This window comes from Aliidongia sp., from assembly GCF_035943795.1.
Lineage (GTDB): Bacteria > Pseudomonadota > Alphaproteobacteria > ATCC43930 > CGMCC-115725 > Aliidongia.
On record NZ_DASZBY010000089.1, the window covers coordinates 63,503 to 87,293 of the forward strand.

Here is a 23,791-nt window from a genome sequence, read left to right on the forward strand (position 1 = left end):
CACCGTCGCAAGCCCTACCAAGCTTCCGCGTGAGCCTCTAGGCTCGGACCCGTCGTCGAGCCTGGAGGACCGCCCGTGCAGGAAATTCACTTCACCTATCTCAATGCCCTCGACGTGGAAAAGCTGGAGTTGACCGACGCCGAGATCCTGGGCGCGGTCGAGGCCGGCCTCGAGGCCCAGGGCAACGGGCAGACCGTGATCGAGCCGCGCGTCCACCTGATCCCGGAGAATTCGGCCAAGGGGCATTTCAACGTGCTGCGTGGCTATGTAAAGCCGCTGGGCCTCGCCGGGGTGAAGGTGGTCGGCGACTTCGTCGATAATTACAAACGCGACCTGCCGTCCGAACTGGCCATCCTCAACCTGTTCGATCCGGAGACCGGGGTCCTGAAAGCCCTGCTCGACGCGACCTCGATCACCGACATGCGCACCGGGGCCATGACCGCGCTCGGCGGCAAGTTCCTGGCGCGCAAGGACAGCAAGGTGCTGGGCCATATCGGCGCGCGCGGCACCGCCTATTGGAACGTGCGGCTGCTCGATCACTTCTTCGATTTCGACGAGATCCGCGTCCATTCCCGCCGGCCGGACAGCCGCAACGGCTTCGCCGAGCTCCTGTCGCGCGATCTGGGCAAGAAGGTGGTCGCGACCGAGGATTGGGAAAGCTGCGTCCGCGATGCCGATATCGTGGTCGAGGCGTCGCGCCTGCCGGAACCGACGCCGATGCTCAGGACGGAATGGATCAAGCAGGGCGCGCTCGTCGTGCCCTACGGCACCATGAGCGCCGTCGAGCTGAGCCTGACCGATATCATGGACAAGATGGTGGTCGACGATTGGGGGCAGTGCCGCAAGGGCCTGCCGTTCGGGGCGTTGCGTGCCCATGTCGACAGCGACCGGCTGACCCAGGAGAACCTGCATGCCGAGCTGGGCCAGATCATCGCCGGCCACAAGACCGGCCGCGAGCGCGACGACGAGACCATCCTGTTCTGGCACCGCGGCCTGTCCTTGAGCGACATCGCCCTGGGCCATGCCATGCTGGAAAAGGCGGCGACGCTCGGCCTCGGCCAGAAGCTGCGCTTCGCCTGATGCCGGCGGCGCTCGCCGTCAATGCGCGCATGTATTCAGTGGCACCGGGTGCCGCGTCGGCCTGGTGCCGCCTGTTCGGCTGGCTGGCCGACGCGGCGGGCTGCCGGCTCCACATCGTCGACCATGTCTTCCCGGCGCCGCTGGAGACCCTGTGGGCACGCGACGATCTCGCCGCCGCCTTCATGTGCGGCTGGCCGTTCGCGCGCGAAGGCGGTGCCAGGCCGATCGTCGCGGCGCCGATCCCGTCGAGCAGCCCCCAGGGGCGGGCGGTCTATCGCAGCCATTTCATCATGCGCGCCGACAGCCCGTTCGCCACACTCGAGCAGACGTTCGGCCGGCGGCTTGCCTACACCGTCGAAAGCTCGCATTCCGGCTACAACGCGCCGCGCCATCATCTGCTGGGCTACCGCACGGCGGATCGGCCGGCGCTCTACGGGTCCACGGTCGGGCCGCTGATCGCGCCGCGCCGCGTGGTCGAGGCGATCCTGGCGGGCGAGGCCGATGTCGGGCCGCTCGATTCCTACGCTTACGACCTGCTGTGCCGGCACGATCCGGGGCTGATGGCCGGCGTGCGCGTGCTGGACAGTACCGGGTGGGCGCCGCTGCCGCTGCTGGTCGGCAGCCCGGGCGGCGATGCCGGGGCCGCGCGCGCGTTGGGGCTGGTGCTGCAGGGTGCCGCCCAGGACCCGGCCGCGCAGCCGATCCTGGGCGATCTGGCGCTGGCCGGTTTCATGCGGCCGGATGCCGCGGACTATGCAGTTACCGTCACCTGGGACGCGGCCGCGTGCGCGGCCGGTTACGAGATTGTGATGTAAGTGGCTAAATGCCCGTGCCAGATTAACATTTGGACCTGCAACGGTCCGGATCGAACGGAGGATGTGACGCATGACGGATTTCAGCCGGCGCCGGATCCTGGGTGCCGCCGCCACGACGGCCATACTCTCGGCCACGGGTTTCCCGTTCCCGGTGCTGGCACAACAGGGGCGGACCAGCATCACCCTGGCGATCGGCCGCGACATCCAGGGCCTGCTGACCCCGCCGGAACGCATCGGCCCGATCGAGGGCAACATCATCCGCACCGTCTGTCAGGGGCTGATCCGGTTCAAGCCGGGCAGCTTCGAGTGGGAATTGTCGGCGGCAAAGACCCTGACCCAGGTCAGCGATACCGAGATCTCGTTCGAGCTCAATCCCGGCCTGACCTTCCATGGCGGCTATGGCGAGATGACGGCGGACGACGTGAAATTCTCGTTCGAGCTGTTCGCCAAGCCCACGGCCGACGGCAAGCCCGCCGGCTATGCGAAGGACTGGGCATCGCTCGACCATGTCGAGGTCACGGGGAAATACACCGGCAAGATCATGCTGAAATCGGCGGCGCCGCAGCTGTGGCTGGTCGTGCTGCCGGATAATTCCGGGCTGATCATCTCGAAGAAGGCGTTCGAGGCCGGCTGCTACCGCTCCGACCAGCAGCCGATCAAGGTGATCGGCACGGGCGCCTATACGCTGGCCGAGTGGGTGCCGAACCAGCGGGTCGTGCTGAAGGCCAACCCGGACTGGAAAGGCGAGAAGCCTGCCTTCGCCGAGGTCGTGCTGCAGCCGGTGCGCGATCCCAAGACCGCCGAGCTGGCGCTCAGGGCGAACGAGCTGCAATTCACCCCGGTCGAGCCGGCCGATGCCGCCGAGATCGAAAAGGAAAAAGACACCAAGCTGCTGCGCCAGGATTCGATCAATTACGTCTGGATCGGCCTCAATGTCGAAAAGCCGCCGTTCGACAATCCAAAGGTCCGGCAGGCGCTCAAGCTGGCGATCGATGTCGAGCAGGTGCTGGCCGGGGCCTATAACGGTACGGTCAAGCCGGCCTATGCGCTGATGGCGCCGGGGCTGCTGGGCTATTGGGCCGACGCGCCCAAGCCGAAGGCCGATCCGGCGGCGGCCAAGAAGCTGCTGGCCGAGGCCGGTCACCCGAACGGCTTCAAATGCACGCTCACTTTGATGAGCAAGCCGACCTACCAGGCGATCGGCCAGATCGTCCAGGCGCTGCTAGGCGAGATCGGCGTGCAGGTCGACCTGCAGGTACTCGACGCCGCCGCCTATTACGCGGTCGGCAAGGGCGATAGCGGCAAGAACCTCGACATGGCCTTGCAGCGGTTCGGTGGTAAGGCGGATCCGGCTTTCCAGACGCAATGGTTCGTGGCCTCGCAGATCGGCACCTGGAACTGGCAGCGCTGGAACGATCCGCAGTTCGATGATGCGTCGGCCAAAGCCGCCAGCATCAACGACAAGGCGGAGCGCAACCGGCTGTACATCGAGGCGCAGAAGCGCATGGAGCAGTCCGGCGCCTACATCTGGCTGACCCACGAGGCGAATATCTTCGCCTTTCGGCCTTGGCTGAAACCGGCGGTGCTGCCCAACGGCGACGACATGCTGTACGACCGCTTCACCACGGCCTGATGTCCCTGTCGCCCAAGCTGCGCTACGTCGGCAGCCGGCTCGTCACCACGCTGCTGGTCCTGCTGTGCGCGACGATCCTGCTGTTCGGCCTGACCCTGCTGATCCCGGGCAATCCGGCCGAGGTGCTGCTGGGGCCGCGCGCGACGCCGGAGACGGTGCAGGCCTATAGCCACGCCATGGGGCTGGACCGTCCGCTGCTGCAGCGGTTGCTGATCTTTCTCGGCAACGTGCTGCGCGGCGATCTCGGGCGCGACGTGATCAGCGGCCGGCCGGTGCTGGATCTGGTGCTCGAGGTGTTTCCCTACACCCTGACCCTGACCCTGGCGGCGATCGGGCTCGCCGTGGTGCTGGGTGTGCCGCTCGGCTGCTATGCCGCGACCCATCCGGGCAGCTGGTTCGACCAGGTCGGTGCGGTCACCAGCGTCGCCTTCATCGCCATGCCGAATTTCGTCGTCGCGGTCTTCCTGGTGCTGATCTTCTCGGTCTGGCTCCACTGGCTGCCGGTGCTGGGCGTCGGCCGCGGCGGCGGTTGGGGCGATGCCGCCCTGCGGCTGATCCTGCCGGCCCTGTCGCTCGCGCTCAGCTGGATCGGCTATATCGCGCGCCTGCTGCGGGCGTCGCTGCTCGAAGTGCTGGGTGAGGCCCATATCCGCACGGCGCGCGCCTATGGCGTGCCGGAACGACGCATCGTCTATCGCAACGCGCTGAAGCTGGCGGCGATCCCGACGGTCGCGATCCTGGGCCTGGGCGTCGGGCGGCTGCTGGGCGGCGCCATCTTCGCCGAGATCGTGTTCGCCCGGCCCGGCCTCGGCACCTTGGTCTATGACGCGATCGCGGTGCGCAACTATCCGGTCGTGCAGGCGACGGTGCTGGTCGTGGTCGGTGTGTTCACGCTCACCAACCTGCTGACCGATCTCAGCTACCTCTGGCTCGACCCGCGGCTCGGCCGCCGGCTGGGAGAGGGGCGATGACCGCCGCCTTCGTCGCGGTCTGGCGCAGTCCCACCGGAAGGATCGGCCTGGTGCTGGTCGTGGTGGTGCTGTTGTTCAGCCTGTTCGGCCCGCTCGTCATTCCCTATGAACCCAACAGGCTCGACGTGCTGCACCGGTTCGGCGCGCCGACGGCGACCCATTGGATGGGCACCGACAATCTGGGCCGCGACCTGGCCGTGCGCATGGCCGTGGGCGGGCAGATCGCACTGGGCGTAGCGCTCAGCACCATCGGCCTCTCGCTTGTCGGCGGGACCCTGCTGGGCATCGGTGCCGCCTATGCGCCGACCCGGATCGAGCGGGCGATCCTGATCCTGTTCGACGTGCTGAGCGCCTTTCCGCCACTGATCTTCGCCCTGGCGATCGTGGCGCTGCTGGGCCCGGGCCTCGACAAGGTCATCCTGATCCTTGCGGTCAGCATGGTGCCGCATTTCGGCCGGATCGCGCGCGCGCAGACCCTGTCGCTGCGCAACGCGCCCTTTCTGGATGCGACGCGGGTGCTGGGCGCCTCGGCCTCCCGGCTGGTCATGATCCACGTCGTGCCGAACATCATGGGACCGCTGGTCGTGCTTGCCAGCATGGACATCCCGGTCGTCATCACGCTGGAGGCCGGCTTGAGCTTTCTCGGCATCGGCGTGCCGCCGCCGCGGGCGAGCTGGGGCGGGCTGCTCCACGACGGCTATACCGGCCTGACCCAATCGCCCTGGCCCGTGACCTTCGCCGGGCTGATGCTGATCCTGGCGACCCTGGGCTTCACCCTGTTCGGCGAAGCGCTGCGCGACGCGATCGACCCCAAGCTGCGGGCGTCGCCATGAACGATCCGCTGCTGCAGATCCGCGACCTGTCGGTCCATTTCCGCACCGGCAACGGCACGGCGGAGGTGCTGCGCCATGTCTCGCTCGACCTGGCGCGCGGACGCCTGGTCGGCGTGGTCGGCGAGAGCGGGTCCGGCAAATCGACCCTGGCTGCGACCCTGCTGCGCCTGCTGCCGCCCAACCTGGCTCGGCTCGACGGTGCGATCACGTTCGAGGGGCGGAATCTGTTGACCCTGCCGCCGGCCGAGACCGAAGCGCTGCGCGGCACCCGCTTCGCCATGATCTTCCAGGATCCGATGACGGCGCTGAACCCGGTCTTCACCATCGGCAACCAGCTCGTCGAATTCCAGCGCGCCAAGCAGCCGTCGGCGTCTCGCGCCGACCTGCGGGCGCGCGCGGTGCGCATGTTGGCGCGCGTCGGCATCGCCGACCCGGCCCGACGCCTCGACGATTATCCCCATGAGTTTTCCGGCGGCATGCGCCAGCGTGTGATGATCGCCGCGGCCTTGCTGACCGAGGCCGACCTGCTGATCGCGGACGAGCCGACCACGGCGCTCGATCCGACGATCGAAGCGCAGATCGTGGCGCTGATGCGCGAGCTGCATGCCGAGATCGGCAGCACCATGATGCTGATCTCCCATAGTCTGGGCCTGGTCTCACAATTGTGCGACGACGTGGTCGTGCTCTATGCCGGCACGGTGGTCGAGACCGGCCCGATGGCCGAGATCTTCCGCAATCCGCTGCATCCCTATACGCGTGCGCTGATCGCCTGCGAGATCGGCCACGACGTCGCGCGGGGCGACCGGCTGGCCTCGATCCCGGGGGAGGTGCCGGACGTGACCCGGGTCCCGCCCGGGTGCATCTTTGCCGGCCGCTGCCCCGATGTGGTGCCGGCCTGCCGCGAGGCGGTGCCGGAATTGCGCGCCTTCGGCCCGGATCGGAGGGCGGCATGCAGCCGCCTCTAGTCGAGGTCCGGAACGCGACCGTCGCCTACGGCCCGGTCGCGGCCGTCGTGGCAGCCTCGCTCACGATCGAGGCGGGCGAGACCATCGGGCTGATCGGCGAGAGCGGATCGGGCAAGAGCTCGTTCGCCCGCATGCTGGTCGGGCTCGCGGTTCCCAGCGCCGGACAGGTGCTGTTCGACGGCGGCGACATCGCGGCGCTGGGTGGGCCGGCATTGCTCAAGTTCCGGCGCGACGTGCAGATGATCTTCCAGGATCCTGTCGCCTCGTTGTCGCCGCGCATGACGATCGGACGCCTGCTGGCCGAGCCGCTGCAGATCCATGGCATCGATCGGGCCAAGGCCTGGCCCGGGGTGCTGGAGCTGGTGCGGCGGGTCAACCTGCCGGAAACGATCCTGGGTAAATATCCCCACCAGGTCAGCGGCGGCCAGGCCCGCCGGGTCGGCATCGCCCGCGCCCTTGTGCTGCGCCCGCGCCTGGTCGTGGCCGACGAGCCGACCGCGGGGCTCGACGTTTCGGTCCAGGGCGATCTGGTCAACCTCCTGACCGAATTGCAGCGCGATTTCGGCCTGACTTACCTGCTGGTCTCGCACAATCTGAACGTCGTGCGCGCCATGGCCGACCGGTTCGCGGTCATGTATCTGGGGCAATTGATCGAGGTCGGGCCGGCACGGCAGATCTTCGCCGCCCCGGCCCATCCCTATACGCGCGCGCTGATCGCGGCGACGCCGCGGCTCGATCCGGAACGCACCCATCCGCCGGCCCTGCTCGCCGGCGAGATCCCGAACCCGGCCGACCTGCCGCCGGGCTGCCGCTTTCAAAGCCGCTGCCCCTATGTCGACGATCATTGCCGCGCGGTCGAACCGCCGCCCGCCCCTCTGGCAGACGGGCGGATCGTTCGCTGTCACAAGCCGCTGGCCGGCTAGGCCCGCTGCCATTCCGCCGCCGTTTCGACGGCGAAGTCCCGATAGGACCGCAGTGGCCGGCCCAGCAGGCTCGTCAGCCGCTCGACGTCGCCGGGGCGTGCCACCATGCCGTCCTGCTGGAACCGGCCCATCATCAGCCGCATATCATAGGCCATCCAGCCGGGAATGAAGGCCTTGAACCGCTGTTCGAAGCCGGGCAGGTCGTTGCCGGCATACTGGATCGGCCGTTTCAGGGCGGTGGACCAGAGATCGGCCAGGACCGGGCCGGTCAGCAGGTCCGGCCCGACCAGGTCGATCGTCTCACGCGGCAGCGGGGTTGCGGCCCGGTCGCGCTCCAGCAGCTTCAGGGCCACGACCTCGGCGATGTCCCTCGTGTCGACCATCGACAGGCCGACGCTGCCGACCGGCATCGGATAGATGCCATGGCCCAGCACGGCGTCCTTCAGGCTTGCGTCGTTCTGGATGAAATAGGCGGGCCGCAGGATGGTCGCGGGCAGATCGAACTGCTCGATCATGCGCTCGACCGTGTGCTTGCCGGTGAAGTGCGGGACGTTGGCGTAAAGGTCGCTATGCAGGACCGAGAAATAGACGATCCGCTCGATGCCGGCATCGCGGGCGAGGTTGAGCGTGATCAGCGCCTGGGTAACCTCGTCCGGCGTGACCGCATTCAGCAGGAACAAGGTGCGCACGTCGGCCAGGGCGGCGCGCATGGCGTCGACGTCGGTCATGTCGCCCTTGACCGGCGTGACACCCGCCGGAAAACGGGCCTTTTCCGGTGTCCGGGCCAGCGCATGGACGGTAGCGCCGTTCTGGACGAGCTGGGCCACGACTTGGGATCCGATGGCGCCGGTGGCGCCGGTGACGAGAATGGTCATGATGGGTGCTCCTGCGTTCAAAGACTGAGGTCGAAGACGATCTTGCCGGGCGCGTGGCCCTGCTTGTTGCGCTCGATCGCGGCTGACAGGCCGGCGAGGCCGACGGTCTCGGCGAGGGTCGAGCGCAGGGTGCCGGCAGCGACCGCGTCGGCGATCTGCCGAAGCTGAGCGGCGTCGGGCCGCATCATGAACCACAGGCCCCGATGACCGGCCGGCGCCCGCTGCCCGATGTCGGGTGCGGCCGTGCTGACGATCGCGCCGCCGGGTGCCAGCACCGACCAGGAACGATCGAGCGTCTCGCCGCCGACCAGGTCGAGGACGAGGTCGATCTGCTGCAATCTGTCCTCGAACCGTTCGGCGTGGCGATCGATCACCTCGTCGGCGCCCAGGCCCAGGACATGGGTTCGGCTGGCACCCGAGGCCGTCGCATACACGGTGGCGCCGGCCGCCTTGGCGAATTGCACGGCGAAGCCGCCCACACCGCCGGCAGCGCCATGGATCAGGATCCGCTGGCCCGGGCGAAGCTCGCCCGCCGCGCGCAGCGCCTGCCATGCCGTCAGGCTCGCGACCGGCAAGGCAGCCGCCGTGACGTCGGTCAGCGAGGCCGGGATCCGGCAAAGCTTCGCCTCGTCGACCGTGACGAAGGTGGCATAGGCGCCGAGGCCACCCAGCGACCCCATGACCCGGTCTCCGGCCGCGAACCGGGTGGCGCCGGGCCCCGTGCCGACGACCACGCCGGCAAGTTCGATGCCGAGCGTTGCCGGCAGGGCGAGCTGAAACACGTCTCGGACCAGCCCGTCCCGGATTTTCCAGTCGAGGCCGTTGACCCCGGCGGCGGTGACCTGAACCAGCACCTGGCCGGTCTCCGGCGTCGGCACCGGGACTTGATCGATCTGCGCGACCGCGGGTCCGCCGTAAGCGTGAATGCGTAGTGTGTTGTTGGTTTGCATTTTCGTTCTCCTCTGCCAAGGAGATGGTCGTTCCAACTGGCACCTAAAGTGGTAGGATTCGAGACGGGCCGTCTCATTGGTGGATCGATCATGGATCTTCTGGCGCTTGCCGATTTCAATCTGGTTGCGAGCCATGGCGGCTTCGGACGGGCGAGCCGGGCCAGCGGACGGCCGAAAGCGACGCTGTCGCGGCGGGTCATGGAGCTGGAGGAGAGCCTGGGCGTGCGCTTGCTGGAACGGGGCGCCCGTTCGCTCCGGCTGACCGAGGAGGGCAGCACGCTCTATGCCCGGACGGAAGGGTTGCTGAGCGAGATTGCCGAGGTCGGTGCCACGATCGGTGCGGGTCTGGCCCGGCCGCGCGGCCGGTTGCGGGTCAGCGCCCCGGTACTGTTGGCCCATGCCGCCCTCGGCCGGATCGCGGCCGATTTCATCGTGGCATATCCGGAGGTCCGGCTGGAGATCACCGCCGACGACCGGTTCGTCGATCCGGTCGAGGAGGGCTACGACCTGGTAATCCGCGTCAACCCGCGGCCGGACCACGAGCTGGTCGGGCGCTGCTTCATCCGCGACCAGCTGGTCGTCGCCGCCCCGGCCTCGCTCGCGCGGCCGCCATCCGACGATCCCGACATCGGCGTTCCGGTTCCGGCCGTCCTGCTGGCGACGGCGCCGGAGGGCACCATCTGGCGGCTGCAAGATGGCGAGCGGAGCCGGATCCTGCTGCCCGACCCGATCCTGCGCGTATCGTCCTTCATGATGGTGCGCGACGCGATCCGCGCCGGTGCCGGGGCGGCTCAATTGCCCCGTTTCCTCATCAGGGACGATCTGGCGGCCGGTCGGCTCGTCTCCTGGGGCGTGTCGGACCGGTCGGTGGAGATCTGGGCGCTGCATACGTCGCGACGGCTGGAAAGCCCGAAGGTCTCGGCCTTCATGCAGTTCCTGTGCGATGCATTTCCCGATGCGTCGCTGTAGAAGCCGCTGGTGTCCGGCTACCCCGCTGGCTACGCTCGTTCAAAGGTCTGGGAGGAATGTCGATGTCCGTCAGTCGTTCGATCAGCCATCGCTGGCTTGCCGGCGGTGCCGCGGCAGTCTGCTGTCTGTGCGTCGCCACGGCATCGGCCACGAGCGAGGATCTGTCGGCTTTGCTCAAGCGGCAGACTCAGGAATTTTCCGACGCCGGTCAACAGGGCAACGTCGCCGTGCTGGACCGCTACCTCGATCCCGAAGCCGTCTTCACCGAAGAGGACGGCAGCGTCGATCATAAGAAGGACATGCTGGACGGCGCGGCGCCGCCGCCAAAAGGCGTTACCCGCACTATCACGGTGACGGATTGGTCGCTCACCCATCACGGCAATATCGCAGTGGCGACTTTCGTGGACGATCAGGTCGAGACCATTTACGGCCAGACGCTCGATTTCAAATACCGCTCGACCGAGGTGTGGCGGAAGCGCGGGACGGCCTGGCGCCTGATCGCGAGCCAGACGCTCGCCCTGCAGCAGGATCCGCCGGCCATTCCGCTCTCGCCCGCCGATCTCCAGGACTATGTCGGCACCTACCGCCTGGCGGCGGACCTCACCGTCACGATCACGCTCAAGGACGACGGCTTGGTCTCTTCCACCAACGGCGGCACGGCCGTGCCGTTGAAGGCGGAATTGCGCGACGTGCTGTTCACGCCCGGCCAGCCACGCCTGCGCAAGATCTTCCGGCGCGACGACGGCGGCCATGTCACCGGGTATGTCAGCCGGCGCGAAGGGCGCGATCTGGAGCTGACGAAGATCGGCTAGAACAGGCAACCGCTCGCTTCGGCGAGCGGCCGCAGCGCTGCTGCCAGCGCCGGGGTAAGTGCGGCCGCGACCTTCATCGCGTCCGGGCCTGTCTCCCGGTCGGCCTTGAGTGGTGGCACCACGGCGCGGACCGCGGCATGAACCAGGGCGGAGCCGGCGCCGAGCGGGGCCAGGCCGCGCAGGTCGACGGCCTGGGTCGCGACCATCGCCTCGATCGCGACCAGCATGCGGAACAGCGCGATCTGCTCGGCCAGCTTGGCGATGGTCAACAGGGTCTGCGGCGCGTGATCCTCGACGATGTCCGAGACCGGCACCGCATCGAGGCTGGCCGGTGTGGCCTTGAGCCGGATCTCGCCATAGAGCGCCGACGCGGTCTTCTGCAGACTGTTGAAGCCGGTACTGGCACCGCCGATCGGCGAGAGGTATTTCGGCAATTGGCTGAGGTGCGGCGCCATCAGCTTCTGGATGCGCTGAACCCCGGCTGCGGCCAAGTGGGTCAGCGCGATCGCCAACGCGTCGAACGCCAGCGCGATCGCCGGGGTATGGAAATTTGCGGTCGACAGGATCTCGCCCTCGTCCGCCAGCACCAGCGGATTGTCGACGGCCCCGTTCAGCTCGATCCCGACCTCGCGGGCGGCGCGGCGCAGCGCGTCGAACGCCACGCCGAAAATCGGCGCCAGGGTCCGGAACGACAGCGCGTCCTGGATCGCCCGCGCGGCGCCGGGGTCAAGCAGCGCGCCGTCGGCCAGCAGGGCACGGAACAGGGTCGCGGCCGCGACCTGACCGCCGGCCGGACGGGTCACCGACAGACGCGCCTCGAAGATGACCGGATTGGCGGCATAGCCTTCCATCGACAGCGCTGCCGTCGCTGCCGCCTGCAGCAGCAGATCCTCCAGCGCCGCCAGCGTCAGCGCGCCATGGGCCGTGGCGACCGGGCTGGCGTTCAGCAGTCCGAGCCCGTCCTTGGCGCCGAGCGTCGCCGGTGTCAGCCCCGCCGCGTGCAGCGCCTCGCCGCCCGGCACGATCCTGCCGTCGACCCAGGCCTGGCCGCGGCCGATCACGACCGCGCCCAGATGGGCGACGAGCCCCAGGTCGCCGGCACCGATCGAGCCGCGCGACGGGATCACCGGCGTGACGCCGGCGGCGAGTATGGCGATCAGCAGGTCGACCACGGCAGGCGACAGGCCCGAGCCGCCCTGCGCAAGCCCGACGATCCGGCAGACGAGCACGGCTCGGCACAGGATTTCGGGCAACGGCTCGCCCATGCCGATGCAGCGGCCGACGATCATCTGTTCCTGGAACGACTGGATCTCTTCGGGCTTCAGGCGATAGGCCAGATTGCCGCCCAGGCCGGTATTCAAGCCATAGACCGGGACGGCGCCGTCGGCCAGATAGCGTTCGACCACCGCCCGCGCGGCCGCGAGCCGGACCCGCACGCCGTCGGACAGCGTGATGGTCGCAGGCCCGCCGGCCATGGCCACGACCTGGCGCAACGCGACCGGCCGGCCGTCCAACTCGAGAAGCATGTCCGCACGGGCTCCGCTTGGGTTCGGGTCTCCTTGTAGCAGAGCAGCGATGCCTTGATCAGTGTGGCGAGAGACGATTCTGATAGATCGACAGGTGGGTATAGGCCGTGGCGAGCAGTGGGGTCGCCACGCCGAGCGTCCGGGCCCGGGCCAGCAGGTCGCCCAGGATCTGCTCGACCTCGACCGGGTGTCCCTTGATCAGGTCCCGGTACATCGACGACGTCAGCGACGAGCCTTGCTGGGCCAGCAGCGGGCGGGTCGCGGTCAGGAATTCCTCGCTGGGCGCGTGGCCGGCGGCGGTCACGACCGCGACGACTTCGTCGAGCAGGCCTTCCGCAAACTGGATACCGCCCGGCGCCGCCGCGATCTCGCCGATCGGGCCGCGCATCAGGCAGGTGATGCCGCCGAGGCTGGCCAGCAGGACCCATTTCTCCCACATCTGACGCTCGATCGTCGGCGACAGGCGGGCATCGAACCGGGCGCCCTGCATCGCCTGGTCGAGCCGGGCGGTCCGCGCGGAAGATTCGCCGTTCAACTCGCCATAGGCGAGATCATGCATCTTGTTGAGCTGGACGATGCGGCCATCGTCGTCGATGAAGGTGGCGACCTTGCAGACACAGCCAACCACGGCCGGCGCGCCGAAGCGGGCGGCGAGCGCGTCGACGTGCTTCATGCCGTTCAGGACCGGCAGGATCATGGTCTCCGGCCCGACGGCGGGTGCCAGATCGTCGAGTGCCTGGTCGAGCGAGTAGCCCTTCACCGTCAGCAGGATCGCATCATACGGCGCTTCGATCGCGTCGGCGGTGACGAGCTGCGGCGTCAGCGTGAAATCGCCATGGGGGCTGACGATCTGCAGGCCGGTCGCGCGCAGCTTCTCGGCCCTGGCCGGGCGGACCAGGAAAGTCACGTCGCGGCCGGCCTGGGCCAGGCGGCCGCCGAAATATCCGCCGGTCGACCCGGCACCCACGATCAGCATGCGCATCATCTGGTTTCCTTCATGGAGACGGCGCTCAGCTTCGCTGCGAACGCCGTCTCGACCAGCGTGGTGCCGGTCTGGGCCACCATGACCAAGGGTGTTCGGCCAGGCGGGACGGACGAGCAGCGGCAGAATCGCAACGTTCCAGCATCTTCCGTAATTAAGGGCATATGCCAATGTTGCAACTTACCGGCATATGCTGATATCGGTCAAGCGACGTTTCGACGAGAGGGCATGGTTATGGCGGACGGCAAAGACAGGCTATCGCCGACCGACGCGGGGTCGTGCAACGGCACCGCGCTGCGCAAGGCGACGCGGCGCGTGTCTCAGCTCTACGACGCCGTCCTGGCGCCGTGCGGGCTGCGGTCGACCCAGCGCTCGATCCTCATCCACATCGCAAGGGCGGGCGCCCCGTCGATGGGGGAACTGGCCTTGGCGCTGGTGCTGGATCGATCCGCGCTCGCCCATAATCTAAAGCCGCTCGAGCGCGACGGGTTCGTTGTCATCGCGGCCGATCCGAACGACAGGCGCAGCCGACGGGTGGCGTTGACCGCGTCGGGCGAGGCGAAGCTCGAGGAATCCCTGGCCCTCTGGGACGATGCCCAGCGACGATTCGAGACGGCCTTCGGCCCGGATCGGGCGCGCGATCTGCGCGCGACCCTGGCCCTGATCGCGTCGTCCGACTTCGCCCTGGCGTTCGAGGCAACGGGAGCAGCGGACGTGGCCCCCAGATGAGGCTCAGTGGCAGCCTTCGCGGAATTCCTCGATCATCTTCGCGCAGAAGGCGGGCAGATCGTCCGGCTTGCGGCTGGTCACCAGGCCGTGGTCGACCACGACGTCGCGATCGACCCATTCGGCCCCGGCATTGCGCAGGTCGGTCTTGAGCGACGGCCAGGACGTCATGGTGCGACCGCGGACGACGTCGGCCTCGATCAGGGTCCAGGGACCGTGGCAGATCGCGGCGATCGGCTTACCCGACGAGGCGAAGGCCCGTACGAACGCGACCGCGCCGGTATCGGTGCGCAGAGTATCGGGATTGGCGACGCCGCCGGGCAGGACAAGCGCCGCATAGCTGCCGGCATCGGCCTGGTCCAGTACCCGGTCGACGGTCACCTTGTCGCCCTTGTCGTGATGCTTCATCCCCTGGATCTCTCCAGGTTTGAGCGAGACCACCTCGACCGTGGCGCCGGCGGCGATCAGCGCCTGGCGCGGCACGGTCAATTCGGATTGCTCGAACCCGTCGGTCGCGAGAATGGCGATCCGCTTGCCGGTCAGTTCATTGGCCACGGTTTCTCTCCTCGGACGCTCAGCGGGCCGACCAGAGCCGGCCGATCGCGGTCGGGGCGGCAACGGTAGACGGCAGGTGGTTCTGGCCGACCTTCGAATACCAGATCAGCAACGCCGCCAGGACCACGACGGCGCCGACGAGCGAGACAGTCAGGACGATGCGCATGCGGCCGGTGGTTTCGCCCTGGCGCGCGCGCTCGGTTTCCAATTGCGGTGGGTATCTTTCGGGCATGGCCTGTTCCTCCAAAAGATGATGGCCGATGAGGAAGCAAGTCCTTCCTCCATCGTTCGGTTCCTCGAATGAACTCGCGGGACATAACGGGAAGTGCGGCGTTTGCCGGAAACCCACCTGCGCCCGGAGTGTCCCGTGACCGAACCCGTCCTCAACGAAAAAGACGTCACGCTCGATCGCGGCCTGTTCCGCTACGTGATCCGGACGACCGGGAAGCATCAGATCGTCATCGCGCTGCTGACGATCGGCGTCTTCCTGCTCGAGGTCGTGCCGCTCGAGTTGCAGCGCCGGGTCGTCAACGATCTGGTGAAGCACCGCGAGTACCACGACATCGTGGTCTTATGCGGCGTGTTCTGCGCGTCGGTGCTGCTGCAAGGCGGCACGAAGCTGGCGCTCAACATCTATCGCGGCTGGGTCGGCGAATCCTCGACCCGTGATCTCCGGCGCCGGGTGCGCGTGCTCGTGACGTCCTCGAGCGAGGCGTCGAGCGGGTCCAACGCCCAGGGTGTCCAGGCCTCCATGGTCGTGTCCGAGGTCGAGCCGATCGGCGGCTTCGTCGGCGGCAGCATTTCCGAGCCGCTGCTGGAGATCGGCATCATGGCATCCGTCCTGGCTTACATGGTGCACGTCGACTATCGGATGGGTCTGTCCGCGCTTGCCCTGTTCGTGCCGCAGCTCATCTTCGTGCCGCTGATGCAGCGGGCGATGAACCGGCGCACCAAGCAGCGGGTCAAGGTGATCCGCCGGCTCAGCATCAGCGTGGTCGAAACGACGCCGGGCGACGAGGAGGAAGCGCGGACCGACGACGAGCGGATCGACCGGGTATTCCGGCTGAACGTCGGCATCCTCAGCATCAAGTTCAGCATGAACTTCCTGATGAACCTGAGTACCCAGCTGCAGATCATCGCGGCGCTGCTGGTCGGCGGCTGGGCGGTCTACCAGCAAAATCTGGAAGTGGGCGGCATCGTCGCGTTCATCTCGGGCATCGGAAAGATGACCGATCCGTGGGGCGATCTGGTCAACTATTTCCGCGACGTGAACCTCAACCAGGTCAAGTATCGGCTGATGCGCGACGCGGTGAATGCGCAGGCGCAGGGCCTGGGCCCGGGCGAAACCAGCTCCGAGGAGGCTGCAACCGAAAGATCGATCGCCTGTTTGGAGGGAGAAGCCGTGCCGGCTCCGGCCGACAAGCTCCCCAGCCAAGAGGAACCCCGATGAACAACACGATCTCTCTCGCCGCCAGCCTGGCAATATTGCTCGCCACCGTGCCCGCCTTTGCGCAGTCGTCCGGCACCGGCGCGGTCCAGCCGAGCAATCCGCCGGCGCCGCAGCAGGGCATGACCACCGCGGCACCCGGCGCCACCACTACGACGGCCGGAAGCCCGGAGGCGACGAAGCCGGTCGGCAAGCCGCAGTCGGCCGCCAACCTCAACGCGACGGACAAGGCGTTCGTCAAGAAGGCGACCCTGGGCGGCATGGCCGAGATCCAGGCGGGACAGCTGGCCCAGAATCAGGCGCAGTCGCCCGACGTCAAGGCGTTCGGCCAGCACATGGTCGCCGATCATACCGCCGCCGGCCAGAAGCTGAAGTCGATCGTGGATGCCGAGGGTGCGCAGGCCCCGTCCGATCTCGACGCAAGCGACAAGAAGCAGCTGGCGTCGCTGCAGAAACAGAACGGCAAGGCGTTCGACCGGCAATATCTCAAGGGTCAGGTGAGTGCGCACAAGGACACGGTGGCGCTGTTCAAGAAAGAGGCGGCCTCCGGCGGCGATGCGCAGCTGAAGCAATTCGCCAGCGACACGCTGCCGACCCTGCAGCAGCATTTGACCGACGTTCAGGCGCTCGCGAAGAAATAGCCGGCAGGATCGTCGGATTGCCGCTCGTGCCGACAGGGCTCGAGCGGCATGGCGATCAGCCCTTCCCGGCCGGCGTCTTTGCGGCACCGGCCTTTCGCGGCTTGGCGGTGGGTGCACTCGGATAATCCTGCCGCTCGCCCTGGTCCGACAGGCGACCCGGCAGATCTGCCATGCCGTCTACCGCCAGCAGGGGCTCGGCATCCGGCCCATCCTCGATCGGCTTGAGTGTGGTCTCGATGTTTTCCTCGGACGCCACCTCCACGCGGGCGAGGTCCCAGTGGCTGTCGGCGCGTCCTTCAGGCTTGCCCTCGCGCACCCAGATCTCATGGGCCCTGGCGCGAACCCGGGCTTCGTACTCGTCGTATGCTGCGCTCATGCTTCGCTCCATCCGCCGGGCGGCGCAGGCCGCCCCAGCGTCAGAACACGTGGTGCGCTTTCCGCGTTCCCTCGGAACCTGAAGACGGTCGCAGGGGTTCCTGGTTCGAGGTCTCGAGCCTCGATCGGGAGGACATGCCATGTCGACGACAGCGATTTCGGCCGCCACCATCGTGGCGCTCTACGACACCCGGGATGACGCGATCCGCGGCGCCGACGCAGTCTCGGCGGCCCGGATTCCAGGCGCGGTCGTCGACCAGATCGACCCCGGCGACGGCGCCGTGGCGGCGCTGAAGCCACTCGGTCTGACCCGGGACGCCGCCGACCGATGCCTCGAATATCTCGTCGGCGGCCGGACACTCGTCATCATCCGGGCCGATCCGCTCCAGGCTTCCTCGATCGAGGCCATCCTGCGTACCAGGGGCGCCGGCGAAGTCGCCATCCTGACCGGCGACCGGACTGAAGGGGATGCGCCGGACAGCGCGTTGCCGCCATCCGTGCGATCGACCGCGGCCCAGACCGGGCGACCTCACGGTCATCGGGACCCGAGCGCGTGAGGCCGGCGACATGGCCGTGCTCAAGCTTTCGACCGGACCTTCGGGCGAGGGCACCCTTGCCGTGGCTGCGCCCGCCAAGCCTGCCAGGGCGCCGTCCCAGATCGTGGCGACGACCGTCAAGCTGCTCTATGTCAGCGACCAGGCGCCCGGCATCACCCGACGCCGAAGCGGCGGCGGGTGGTGCTACCGCGACCCCGACGGGACGGTCATCCGCGACCCGGCGACGCTGAGCCGCATCCGCTCGCTCGCCGTACCGCCAGCCTACCGGGACGTCTGGATCTGTGCCGATCCGCTGGGCCATATCCAGGCGAGCGGCCGGGATGCGCGCGGGCGCAAGCAATATCGTTATCATCCGGCCTGGCGCTCGTTTCGCGACGAGGCGAAATACGGCCATGTCGCGACCTTCATCCGGGCGCTCCCCCGACTGCGCGAACGGGTGGCCGCCGACATGGCGCGCCACGGCCTGCCGCGCGAGAAGGTGCTGGCCACGCTCGTGCGCCTGATGGAGACGACCTTCATCCGGATCGGCAATGCGGAATATGCCAAGCAGAACAAAAGCTTCGGCCTGACCACCTTGCGCAATCGCCACGCGAAGATCACCGGCAACCGGGTCGAGCTGTCGTTCCAGGCGAAATCGGGCATCAAATGGCACGTGGTCGTGCGCAATCGCCAGCTGGTCTCGCTGGTCCGGCGTCTCCGCGATCTCCCTGGCCAGGACCTGTTCCAGTATCTGGATGACGACGGCCAGCGCCATACGCTGAGCTCGACCGACGTCAACGACTATCTGCGTGCGGTAAGCGAAGAGGAGATCACGGCCAAGGATTTCCGCACCTGGGCCGGCACCTACCTGTCGGTCCTGGCGCTCGCCGCCGAGGAAGCGGGCGAGAGCGATGCCGATCGCAAGCGCGCCATGCTGCGGGTGATCGAAAAGGTCTCGGCCGCCCTCGGCAACACGCCGGCGATCTGCCGCAAGTGCTATATCCATCCGGCAGTGTTGGACGGCCACATGACCGGCGGCTTGGCCGGGCGGTTCACGGCGCTGGTCAAGCGGTTCACCACGCGGCCCCGTGCCGGCCTGTCGGCGGAGGAGGCGGCCGTTCTGGCGCTGCTCGAGGAAAGCGCCTGACGCGCTACCGGAGCGGGTTGAAGCGCATCGGCCTTTGGCCTTTCCAATGCCTCTGCTCCATGATGGGTAGGGTTCTGGAGGGGGGATCGATGCGGATCGACCGGATGGTCCAGGTGGCGGTCGTTGCGGCCCTGCTCGGCGGTTGCGTGTCGCGCCAGGACGAACCCGGCGATCGGACGATCGAGGGGACTGCCGACACTCTCGTCCTTGCCGAGGTCGCTCGACCGACGCAGATGCCGGCTGCAGCGCCGGCCGTGACCGCCTCGATCGAAGCCGACGCCGAACCGGTGGCCTCGCAGGGGCGTATGACACCGACCGAAGAGATCACCGTGGTCGGTCACAGCTTCTCTGGTCTTTGGAAGGTGAATTCGCCGAAGCGGCTCGGCATGGATGTCGGGATATTTTCCGGTGTCCATATCCGCTACAGCGGCGAGACCGGCGACCGGGACATCTGCGAGCTGCGGCAGAGCGGGACGGCGCTCGATGCTCGGTGCCTGCGGCTGTCGCACAGCGCCGCAGGCAGCATCGACGGTGACCAGATCACGCTGCGCGCGTGGGTCGGGCCCGCCAACCTGATCCTGAAGGCATCCGCCCAATCGGGCACGTCTCTGCGCGGCACGGTCAGCGGTGGCGCATTGGGCGCGCAGATGACCGGTGGCATTCCGATCCAGGCGACCAAGCTGAGCATTGCGTCCGATGCCCCGGAGCGGCCAAGCGCCGCACTGCTTCGCGCCGTGCTGGCCGACGTCGCCGAGGGCCGGCTGACGGCGGGCCGCTACGCGCCCGAGGCGGCGGAACGCTTACGCAGGGATCTGGGCGACTTGCGGCGAGACCAGGGCCGGCTCGGGCCGGTTCAAAGCATGACTTACCTGGACCAGCTGCTGCCGCGCCACCCCTACGCCCCCGACGAGCGCCCGCTCGAGGTCTATCGCGTTGGTTTCGCCCAGGGCACGCAGCTGTGCGGCATCAGTCCGGGTCCGCCGGCGGCCATCGCGGACGTCATCTGCCGCTGATCAGAAGGTGCCGTGCGGCGCCACGACCAGACAGGCGAGATGCTCGCGGGACAGCCGGTTGCAGGCCTCGTTCGCCGCATCGGCGCTCAGGCCGACCAATTGGGCCCGATAGACCGGCGCCGCGTTGGCGCGCGGCACGGCGGCGACGGTCGGACGGCCGCGATCCAGCGCACCATGGGCGCGGTTCTTGGCGTCCGATGCAGCGGCCTGGGCCTGGGCCTGAGAACTGAAGGCGCCGACCTGGACGGTCCAGCCGCCGACCGCCGATACCGCGCCGGCATTCATTGCACCGGCATTGGCCGACGCCAGGATGACATGGGCGGCCGTCAGCGGTGGTTCCGGCTGGAATCGCGCCGTCGGCGGCGGCGCATAGGCGGCGAGCGGTGAGGATTCGACCGGCCGCGCGGTGCGGGCCTGGAGCTCGCGGTTGAGATCGCCCGACGGCGTATTGGCGGGCACCTGGTAGCTGGCCATCTGGACGGCCGGCGTCACGGGGCGCGGAGCAGGCAGCGTGCCGTTCAAGGATCGCGCGTTCAGGTCGTCGGCCGAGGTCTCGGCGATGGCGTAGTGGGCGAGCGGTCCGGTCGGCGCCGAGGCGTCGCCCAGGCGCGGGGCGATCGAGGCCAGGTATCCGACCGTCTCGCGTGGCAGGGGTGTGCCGCCGACCAGGTAGGAATCGAGCCGGCCCGGCCCGGCATTATAGGCGGCGAGGAAGCCCGGCGAACCATAGCGCGCGTACATTTCGCGGATATAGGCGGTACCCGCCATGATGTTGTCGTGCGGCGCATACGGGTCGGGACCCAGGCCGTAACGGTCGCGCATCTGGCCGTAGGTCACGGGCATCAGCTGCATCAGCCCCATGGCCCCGACGGACGAGGTGGTCAGGCCGCCGTTGATATATTCATGGCCGCCGGATTCCTGCCGCATCACTTCGCGGATCCATTTCTCCGGCACGGTGAAGCGGGTCGAGGCCTCGCGGATATAGGGCCCCCAGGGGTCGCCGGGCGGCCCGGGCGGCGCATAGTCGGCCGCGTTCACCGTCTGCGGACGTACCACGGCCGGCGCCGGCGCTGTTCCCGCAACCTGCGGCGGTCCGGCGCAGGCGGCGAGCCCGGACATCAGTGCGATGCCACAGACCGTCTGGCGAATTTCGATACGACGGCGCGCAACAGCGCGGCCGGTCGTTCCCCTGAACAACAAGCGTCCCATCGCCAGAAGTTCCCCCAACTGGCTTCGAAGCGACAGGTTAACCATGACGGCGGAAGAAGAGCAATAACCGTCTGGAATCGGGTAGTTGGAAACCGTCTTTCGAGCGATGACGAAGCTCAGGCCGCCCGTTCGAGGGCCAGTTCGTCGATCAGCCGCGCGATGTCGTCCAGGTCGGCGGTATCGTCGCCCGCCATGCCGTCCATCGCAGCCATGCGGCCGACGACGCGGGCCGCGACCCGCTCTTCGACCGTGCCCTCGGCAAAGGCGTAGTAGATCGTCGCCTGCTGGCCGTCGCGGTGGCAGCGGCCTTCGATCTGCTGCAGCTGGACGGCGCTGTGGCGCATGTCGTGGAGGATCAGCGCCCGGTCCTTGTCGCCGCCCGGCAACTCGCCCCGGTGCAGCGAGATCGATTCGGTCACGGTGAAGATCACCGCATCGAGCTTGCCGGTCTGGAACGCGATGCGGGTTGCCTCGTTCGCCGGGCCGTCCCGCTCGCCGGTGATGCGGCCGACCCGCCAACCGGCGGCGGCCAACCGCTGCTCGAGCGCCGCACCGGTTTCCAGAAAGGCGACGGATACCGCGACCTGCAGCCCGTCGTCGAGCAGGTCGGCCGCGAAGGCCGCCGTACCGGCGACCCGCAGCAGGCTGGCCTTCTGGCGATAGCGGATCTCGACGACGCGCCCGGCCGGCGTGCGGGTACTGCCGCCGGCGAGGCCTAGTTCCTGGCGGAAGGTACGCCAGGTCGTTTCGTAGAGCTTGCGGGACGGACCGTCGAGCTCGACCGGCGCCACCTCGCGCTGAACCTCTGGCCAGCCGACGATGTCGCTCGGTCGCCGGCGCAGGCCGATGGCGTCGGCGCCCTTGTACAGCAGGTCGGCCATGGCGCGCCGGTCCCGCTCGTTCGGATCCCAGCTCCAGTTCTTCCAACGCCCCTTGGCCCGACCGATCCTGAGGCGCTTCATCAGGTCGCGAAAGCCGCCGATCGTGTCGGTCTCGCCGACCAGCGGACCCAGCAGCCGGCCCAGATAGGACAATTCATGGGGCGACTGGCCGGCGGTGGCGCTCATGTAGATCGCGAACCGGCCGGCATCCGCGATGCGCCGGCACGCGATGCTCTGCTGCGAGGTCGGGTTCCGCAGCCGATGGCTCTCGTCGAAGATCGTCAGTGGCCAGGTGCGCTTGGGCGTGCCGAGCTTGGCCAACTCGTTGTTCTTGGCCCGGACCGATCGCTTCAGGCTGGCGGCCGGCGGCGCGAACAGGCTCTTGGTCCGCTCGTAGTTGACGATGGTGATCGCCTTGTTCGTCCCGCCCGACAGCAGGATGGTCCGGCGCCATTGCGGCATGGCGCCTTTCGGACAGACGATAAGCACCTCGGTCTCGGGCATCGCGGCCACGGCGAGCCAGGCTGCGAGCGTCTTGCCGAGCCCGGTCAGGTCGCCCAACAGGAAACCCGGGCGCCCGCGATAGCGCGCCGCGAGGATTGCGTCGCGCGCCTCGACCTGATGCGGACGCGGCACGAACAGCGGGGCCGCGTCCGCGATGGCGGTCATTTCGTCCCGCCCGTCATCCTGGGCGATGGTCGGTCAGCCGCGCGGCGGGCGACGGTTCTGCCGATACTCGCCCGGCTCCTGGACCAGGTCGTTGCGCGGACGCTGCATCGCCGGCATGGCGGCGCGGTCGACGATCGCATCCTTGCGCTCCAGCGCGATCGTGGTGCGGGCGGCGACCCGCATCAGGTCGGAGGCCGCCTGGCGCAATTCCTTGCGCGTGGCCACGGTCTCTTCACCAAGCACCGCCTCGAATGCGGTCTGGAACGCCACGATGGCGGCATCGGCCTGGGCGCGCAATTCCGCATCCAGGTTGGCGTTCAATGCCGTCTTCGGCTCGACATCGGCAAAGGGCCGGGGCGGTACGGGCGCGCGCGGCTGGCGGACCGGCGGCTCGACGGCCCGGTTCTCGTAGGTGAAGCGGAACGGCTCCTTCGGTGCCGGCGGTGCGGCCGGCGCCGGTGGTGCCACGGTTTCCTGTACCGGGGCCGCGACAGGCGCGCTCGGCTGCACCACCGGCGGGCGGGCCGTCGGCGTCAGGGTCAGGCGCGATGGGGTCGGCCGCGGTGCCGGGGCCGGCGGGGCGGCTGCCGGCGGCTCGATCGCCGGCGGTGCTGCCGGTTGAACGGGCTCCGGCGCTTCCGGCACACCGCCCTTGGCCTCGGCAACCTTCTTCAGGATGCCGTAGATCGTGGCCGGGCTGGTCTCGTAGGTGCGGGCGATATAGGCAACGGATTCGCCGCTATCGCGACGCGTAGCGATGGCGTCCCATTCCGCTGGCGGGATTTTCGATGTCATGGTCGGGCTATTTTCTTTGGAAAATACGGATGACGCCACCCCCTGCGGGGCGCGCCGGATCTCTCATGTATGAGAAGTCATAAACCATAGTCGCACGGATTGCGCCTGCATATTCCTATCGCGATGCGCATTTGACGGTGATCGGAGTCCTCGTGGCTCAGGCGACGATCTCGACGCCTTTCCAGAAGGCGACGCGGTCCTTGATCTCGGCCGCGGCTTCCTTGGGCGCCGGATAATACCAGACGGCATTTTCGTTCGTCTGCTGGCCGACCTTCAGGCTGTAGTAATGCGCCGTGCCCTTCCACGGGCAGACGCTGGTCAGCGCAGTGTCCTCGATCAGTTCGCGCTTCAAGGCCGCAGCCGGGAAATAGGCGTTGCCTTCGACTTTCACGATATCGTCGCTCTCGGCGACGACCGTGCCGTTCCAGATGGCCTTCATCGATCCTGCTCCTCTGCGATGCCT

General features: G+C 68.1%; 26 protein-coding genes. 15 read left to right on the forward strand and 11 right to left on the reverse strand.

What is annotated here, in order from left to right; translation table 11 throughout:
• The first annotated feature begins 75 nt into the window (after positions 1-75).
• The 7 genes from VGV37_RS16510 (at position 76) to VGV37_RS16540 (ending at position 7,220) form a co-directional block, all read left to right on the forward strand.
• Positions 76-1,080 (forward strand): ornithine cyclodeaminase family protein, encoded by a 1,005-nt coding sequence (locus VGV37_RS16510; RefSeq protein ID WP_326880800.1) that lies wholly within the window; start codon positions 76-78, stop codon positions 1,078-1,080.
• Entirely contained in the window at positions 1,080-1,895 is an 816-nt protein-coding gene (locus tag VGV37_RS16515; protein WP_326880801.1) for a phosphate/phosphite/phosphonate ABC transporter substrate-binding protein, read from the forward strand. The genes VGV37_RS16510 and VGV37_RS16515 overlap by 1 nt, the downstream gene beginning before the upstream one ends.
• A gap of 70 nt (positions 1,896-1,965) precedes the next feature.
• Positions 1,966-3,528 carry an ABC transporter substrate-binding protein gene (locus VGV37_RS16520; RefSeq protein ID WP_326880802.1) on the forward strand — a complete coding sequence of 521 codons (1,563 nt, stop codon included), beginning with the start codon at positions 1,966-1,968 and terminating at the stop codon, positions 3,526-3,528.
• The gene (locus VGV37_RS16525) at positions 3,528-4,499 is read left to right on the forward strand and encodes an ABC transporter permease (RefSeq protein WP_326880803.1); all 972 of its coding nucleotides are present in this window, start codon (positions 3,528-3,530) and stop codon (positions 4,497-4,499) included. Before VGV37_RS16520 ends, VGV37_RS16525 begins: the two co-directional genes overlap by 1 nt.
• Positions 4,496-5,332: an ABC transporter permease gene (locus VGV37_RS16530; protein ID WP_326880804.1), complete on the forward strand. Its 837-nt coding sequence runs from the start codon at positions 4,496-4,498 to the stop codon at positions 5,330-5,332. The genes VGV37_RS16525 and VGV37_RS16530 overlap by 4 nt, the downstream gene beginning before the upstream one ends.
• Entirely contained in the window at positions 5,329-6,297 is a 969-nt protein-coding gene (locus tag VGV37_RS16535) for an ABC transporter ATP-binding protein (protein WP_326880805.1), read from the forward strand. The genes VGV37_RS16530 and VGV37_RS16535 overlap by 4 nt, the downstream gene beginning before the upstream one ends.
• Positions 6,282-7,220, forward strand: a complete 939-nt coding sequence (locus VGV37_RS16540) for an ABC transporter ATP-binding protein (RefSeq protein WP_326880806.1) — start codon at positions 6,282-6,284, stop codon at positions 7,218-7,220. The genes VGV37_RS16535 and VGV37_RS16540 overlap by 16 nt, the downstream gene beginning before the upstream one ends.
• On the opposite strand, the gene VGV37_RS16545 is transcribed toward VGV37_RS16540, so the two are convergent.
• The gene (locus VGV37_RS16545) at positions 7,217-8,095 is read right to left on the reverse strand and encodes an NmrA/HSCARG family protein (protein ID WP_326880807.1); all 879 of its coding nucleotides are present in this window, start codon (positions 8,093-8,095) and stop codon (positions 7,217-7,219) included. The two genes, VGV37_RS16540 and VGV37_RS16545, sit on opposite strands and share 4 nt — an antisense overlap.
• Before the next feature lie 17 nt (positions 8,096-8,112).
• Entirely contained in the window at positions 8,113-9,045 is a 933-nt protein-coding gene (locus tag VGV37_RS16550; protein WP_326880808.1) for an NADP-dependent oxidoreductase, read from the reverse strand.
• A gap of 90 nt (positions 9,046-9,135) precedes the next feature.
• On the opposite strand from VGV37_RS16550, the gene VGV37_RS16555 reads away from it, so the two are divergent.
• Positions 9,136-10,014, forward strand: coding sequence for a LysR family transcriptional regulator (locus VGV37_RS16555; protein ID WP_326880809.1), 879 nt, complete (start codon positions 9,136-9,138; stop codon positions 10,012-10,014).
• Between the two features lie 62 nt (positions 10,015-10,076).
• Positions 10,077-10,826: a DUF4440 domain-containing protein gene (locus tag VGV37_RS16560; protein WP_326880810.1), complete on the forward strand. Its 750-nt coding sequence runs from the start codon at positions 10,077-10,079 to the stop codon at positions 10,824-10,826.
• On the opposite strand, the gene VGV37_RS16565 is transcribed toward VGV37_RS16560, so the two are convergent.
• Positions 10,823-12,352, reverse strand: a complete 1,530-nt coding sequence (locus tag VGV37_RS16565) for an HAL/PAL/TAL family ammonia-lyase (RefSeq protein WP_326880811.1) — start codon at positions 12,350-12,352, stop codon at positions 10,823-10,825. The genes VGV37_RS16560 and VGV37_RS16565 overlap by 4 nt on opposite strands.
• A 58-nt stretch (positions 12,353-12,410) precedes the next feature.
• Positions 12,411-13,337 (reverse strand): 2-dehydropantoate 2-reductase, encoded by a 927-nt coding sequence (gene panE / locus VGV37_RS16570; protein WP_326880812.1) that lies wholly within the window; start codon positions 13,335-13,337, stop codon positions 12,411-12,413.
• 231 nt (positions 13,338-13,568) lie between these two features.
• Here panE and VGV37_RS16575 point away from each other — a divergent pair, with 231 nt between their 5' ends.
• A complete protein-coding gene (locus tag VGV37_RS16575) occupies positions 13,569-14,063 on the forward strand; it encodes a MarR family winged helix-turn-helix transcriptional regulator (RefSeq protein WP_326880813.1) in 495 nt (164 codons plus the stop codon).
• Between the two features lie 3 nt (positions 14,064-14,066).
• Here the strand turns inward: VGV37_RS16575 and VGV37_RS16580 are convergent, their stop codons facing one another.
• Together VGV37_RS16580 and VGV37_RS16585 are read right to left on the reverse strand one after the other, a co-directional pair.
• Positions 14,067-14,615 carry a type 1 glutamine amidotransferase domain-containing protein gene (locus VGV37_RS16580; RefSeq protein WP_326880814.1) on the reverse strand — a complete coding sequence of 183 codons (549 nt, stop codon included), beginning with the start codon at positions 14,613-14,615 and terminating at the stop codon, positions 14,067-14,069.
• A gap of 19 nt (positions 14,616-14,634) precedes the next feature.
• Entirely contained in the window at positions 14,635-14,847 is a 213-nt protein-coding gene (locus VGV37_RS16585; RefSeq protein ID WP_326880815.1) for a hypothetical protein, read from the reverse strand.
• 135 nt (positions 14,848-14,982) lie between these two features.
• On the opposite strand from VGV37_RS16585, the gene VGV37_RS16590 reads away from it, so the two are divergent.
• Both VGV37_RS16590 and VGV37_RS16595 read left to right on the forward strand, forming a co-directional pair.
• Entirely contained in the window at positions 14,983-16,065 is a 1,083-nt protein-coding gene (locus VGV37_RS16590; RefSeq protein ID WP_326880816.1) for an ABC transporter transmembrane domain-containing protein, read from the forward strand.
• On the forward strand, positions 16,062-16,703 hold the full coding sequence (locus VGV37_RS16595; protein WP_326880817.1) for a DUF4142 domain-containing protein: 642 nt from the start codon (positions 16,062-16,064) through the stop codon (positions 16,701-16,703). The genes VGV37_RS16590 and VGV37_RS16595 overlap by 4 nt, the downstream gene beginning before the upstream one ends.
• A gap of 55 nt (positions 16,704-16,758) precedes the next feature.
• Here the strand turns inward: VGV37_RS16595 and VGV37_RS16600 are convergent, their stop codons facing one another.
• Positions 16,759-17,079: a DUF2934 domain-containing protein gene (locus VGV37_RS16600; protein ID WP_326880818.1), complete on the reverse strand. Its 321-nt coding sequence runs from the start codon at positions 17,077-17,079 to the stop codon at positions 16,759-16,761.
• 139 nt (positions 17,080-17,218) lie between these two features.
• Between VGV37_RS16600 and VGV37_RS16605 the strand changes: the two genes are divergently transcribed.
• The 3 genes from VGV37_RS16605 (at position 17,219) to VGV37_RS16615 (ending at position 19,774) form a co-directional block, all read left to right on the forward strand.
• Entirely contained in the window at positions 17,219-17,635 is a 417-nt protein-coding gene (locus tag VGV37_RS16605; protein ID WP_326880819.1) for a hypothetical protein, read from the forward strand.
• Between the two features lie 10 nt (positions 17,636-17,645).
• The gene (locus VGV37_RS16610) at positions 17,646-18,761 is read left to right on the forward strand and encodes a DNA topoisomerase IB (RefSeq protein WP_326880820.1); all 1,116 of its coding nucleotides are present in this window, start codon (positions 17,646-17,648) and stop codon (positions 18,759-18,761) included.
• Positions 18,762-18,850: 89 nt separating this feature from the next.
• Complete coding sequence (locus tag VGV37_RS16615; RefSeq protein ID WP_326880821.1) at positions 18,851-19,774, forward strand: hypothetical protein; 924 nt, start codon at positions 18,851-18,853, stop codon at positions 19,772-19,774.
• Here the strand turns inward: VGV37_RS16615 and VGV37_RS16620 are convergent, their stop codons facing one another.
• The 4 genes from VGV37_RS16620 to VGV37_RS16635 form a co-directional block, all read right to left on the reverse strand.
• Entirely contained in the window at positions 19,775-20,893 is a 1,119-nt protein-coding gene (locus tag VGV37_RS16620) for a lytic transglycosylase domain-containing protein (protein ID WP_326880822.1), read from the reverse strand.
• Positions 20,894-21,099: 206 nt separating this feature from the next.
• Positions 21,100-22,533 (reverse strand): DEAD/DEAH box helicase, encoded by a 1,434-nt coding sequence (locus VGV37_RS16625; protein WP_326880823.1) that lies wholly within the window; start codon positions 22,531-22,533, stop codon positions 21,100-21,102.
• A 33-nt stretch (positions 22,534-22,566) separates the two neighbouring features.
• A complete protein-coding gene (locus VGV37_RS16630; RefSeq protein ID WP_326880824.1) occupies positions 22,567-23,328 on the reverse strand; it encodes a hypothetical protein in 762 nt (253 codons plus the stop codon).
• A 157-nt stretch (positions 23,329-23,485) separates the two neighbouring features.
• Entirely contained in the window at positions 23,486-23,767 is a 282-nt protein-coding gene (locus VGV37_RS16635; protein WP_326880825.1) for a DUF427 domain-containing protein, read from the reverse strand.
• Positions 23,768-23,791 lie beyond the last annotated feature (24 nt).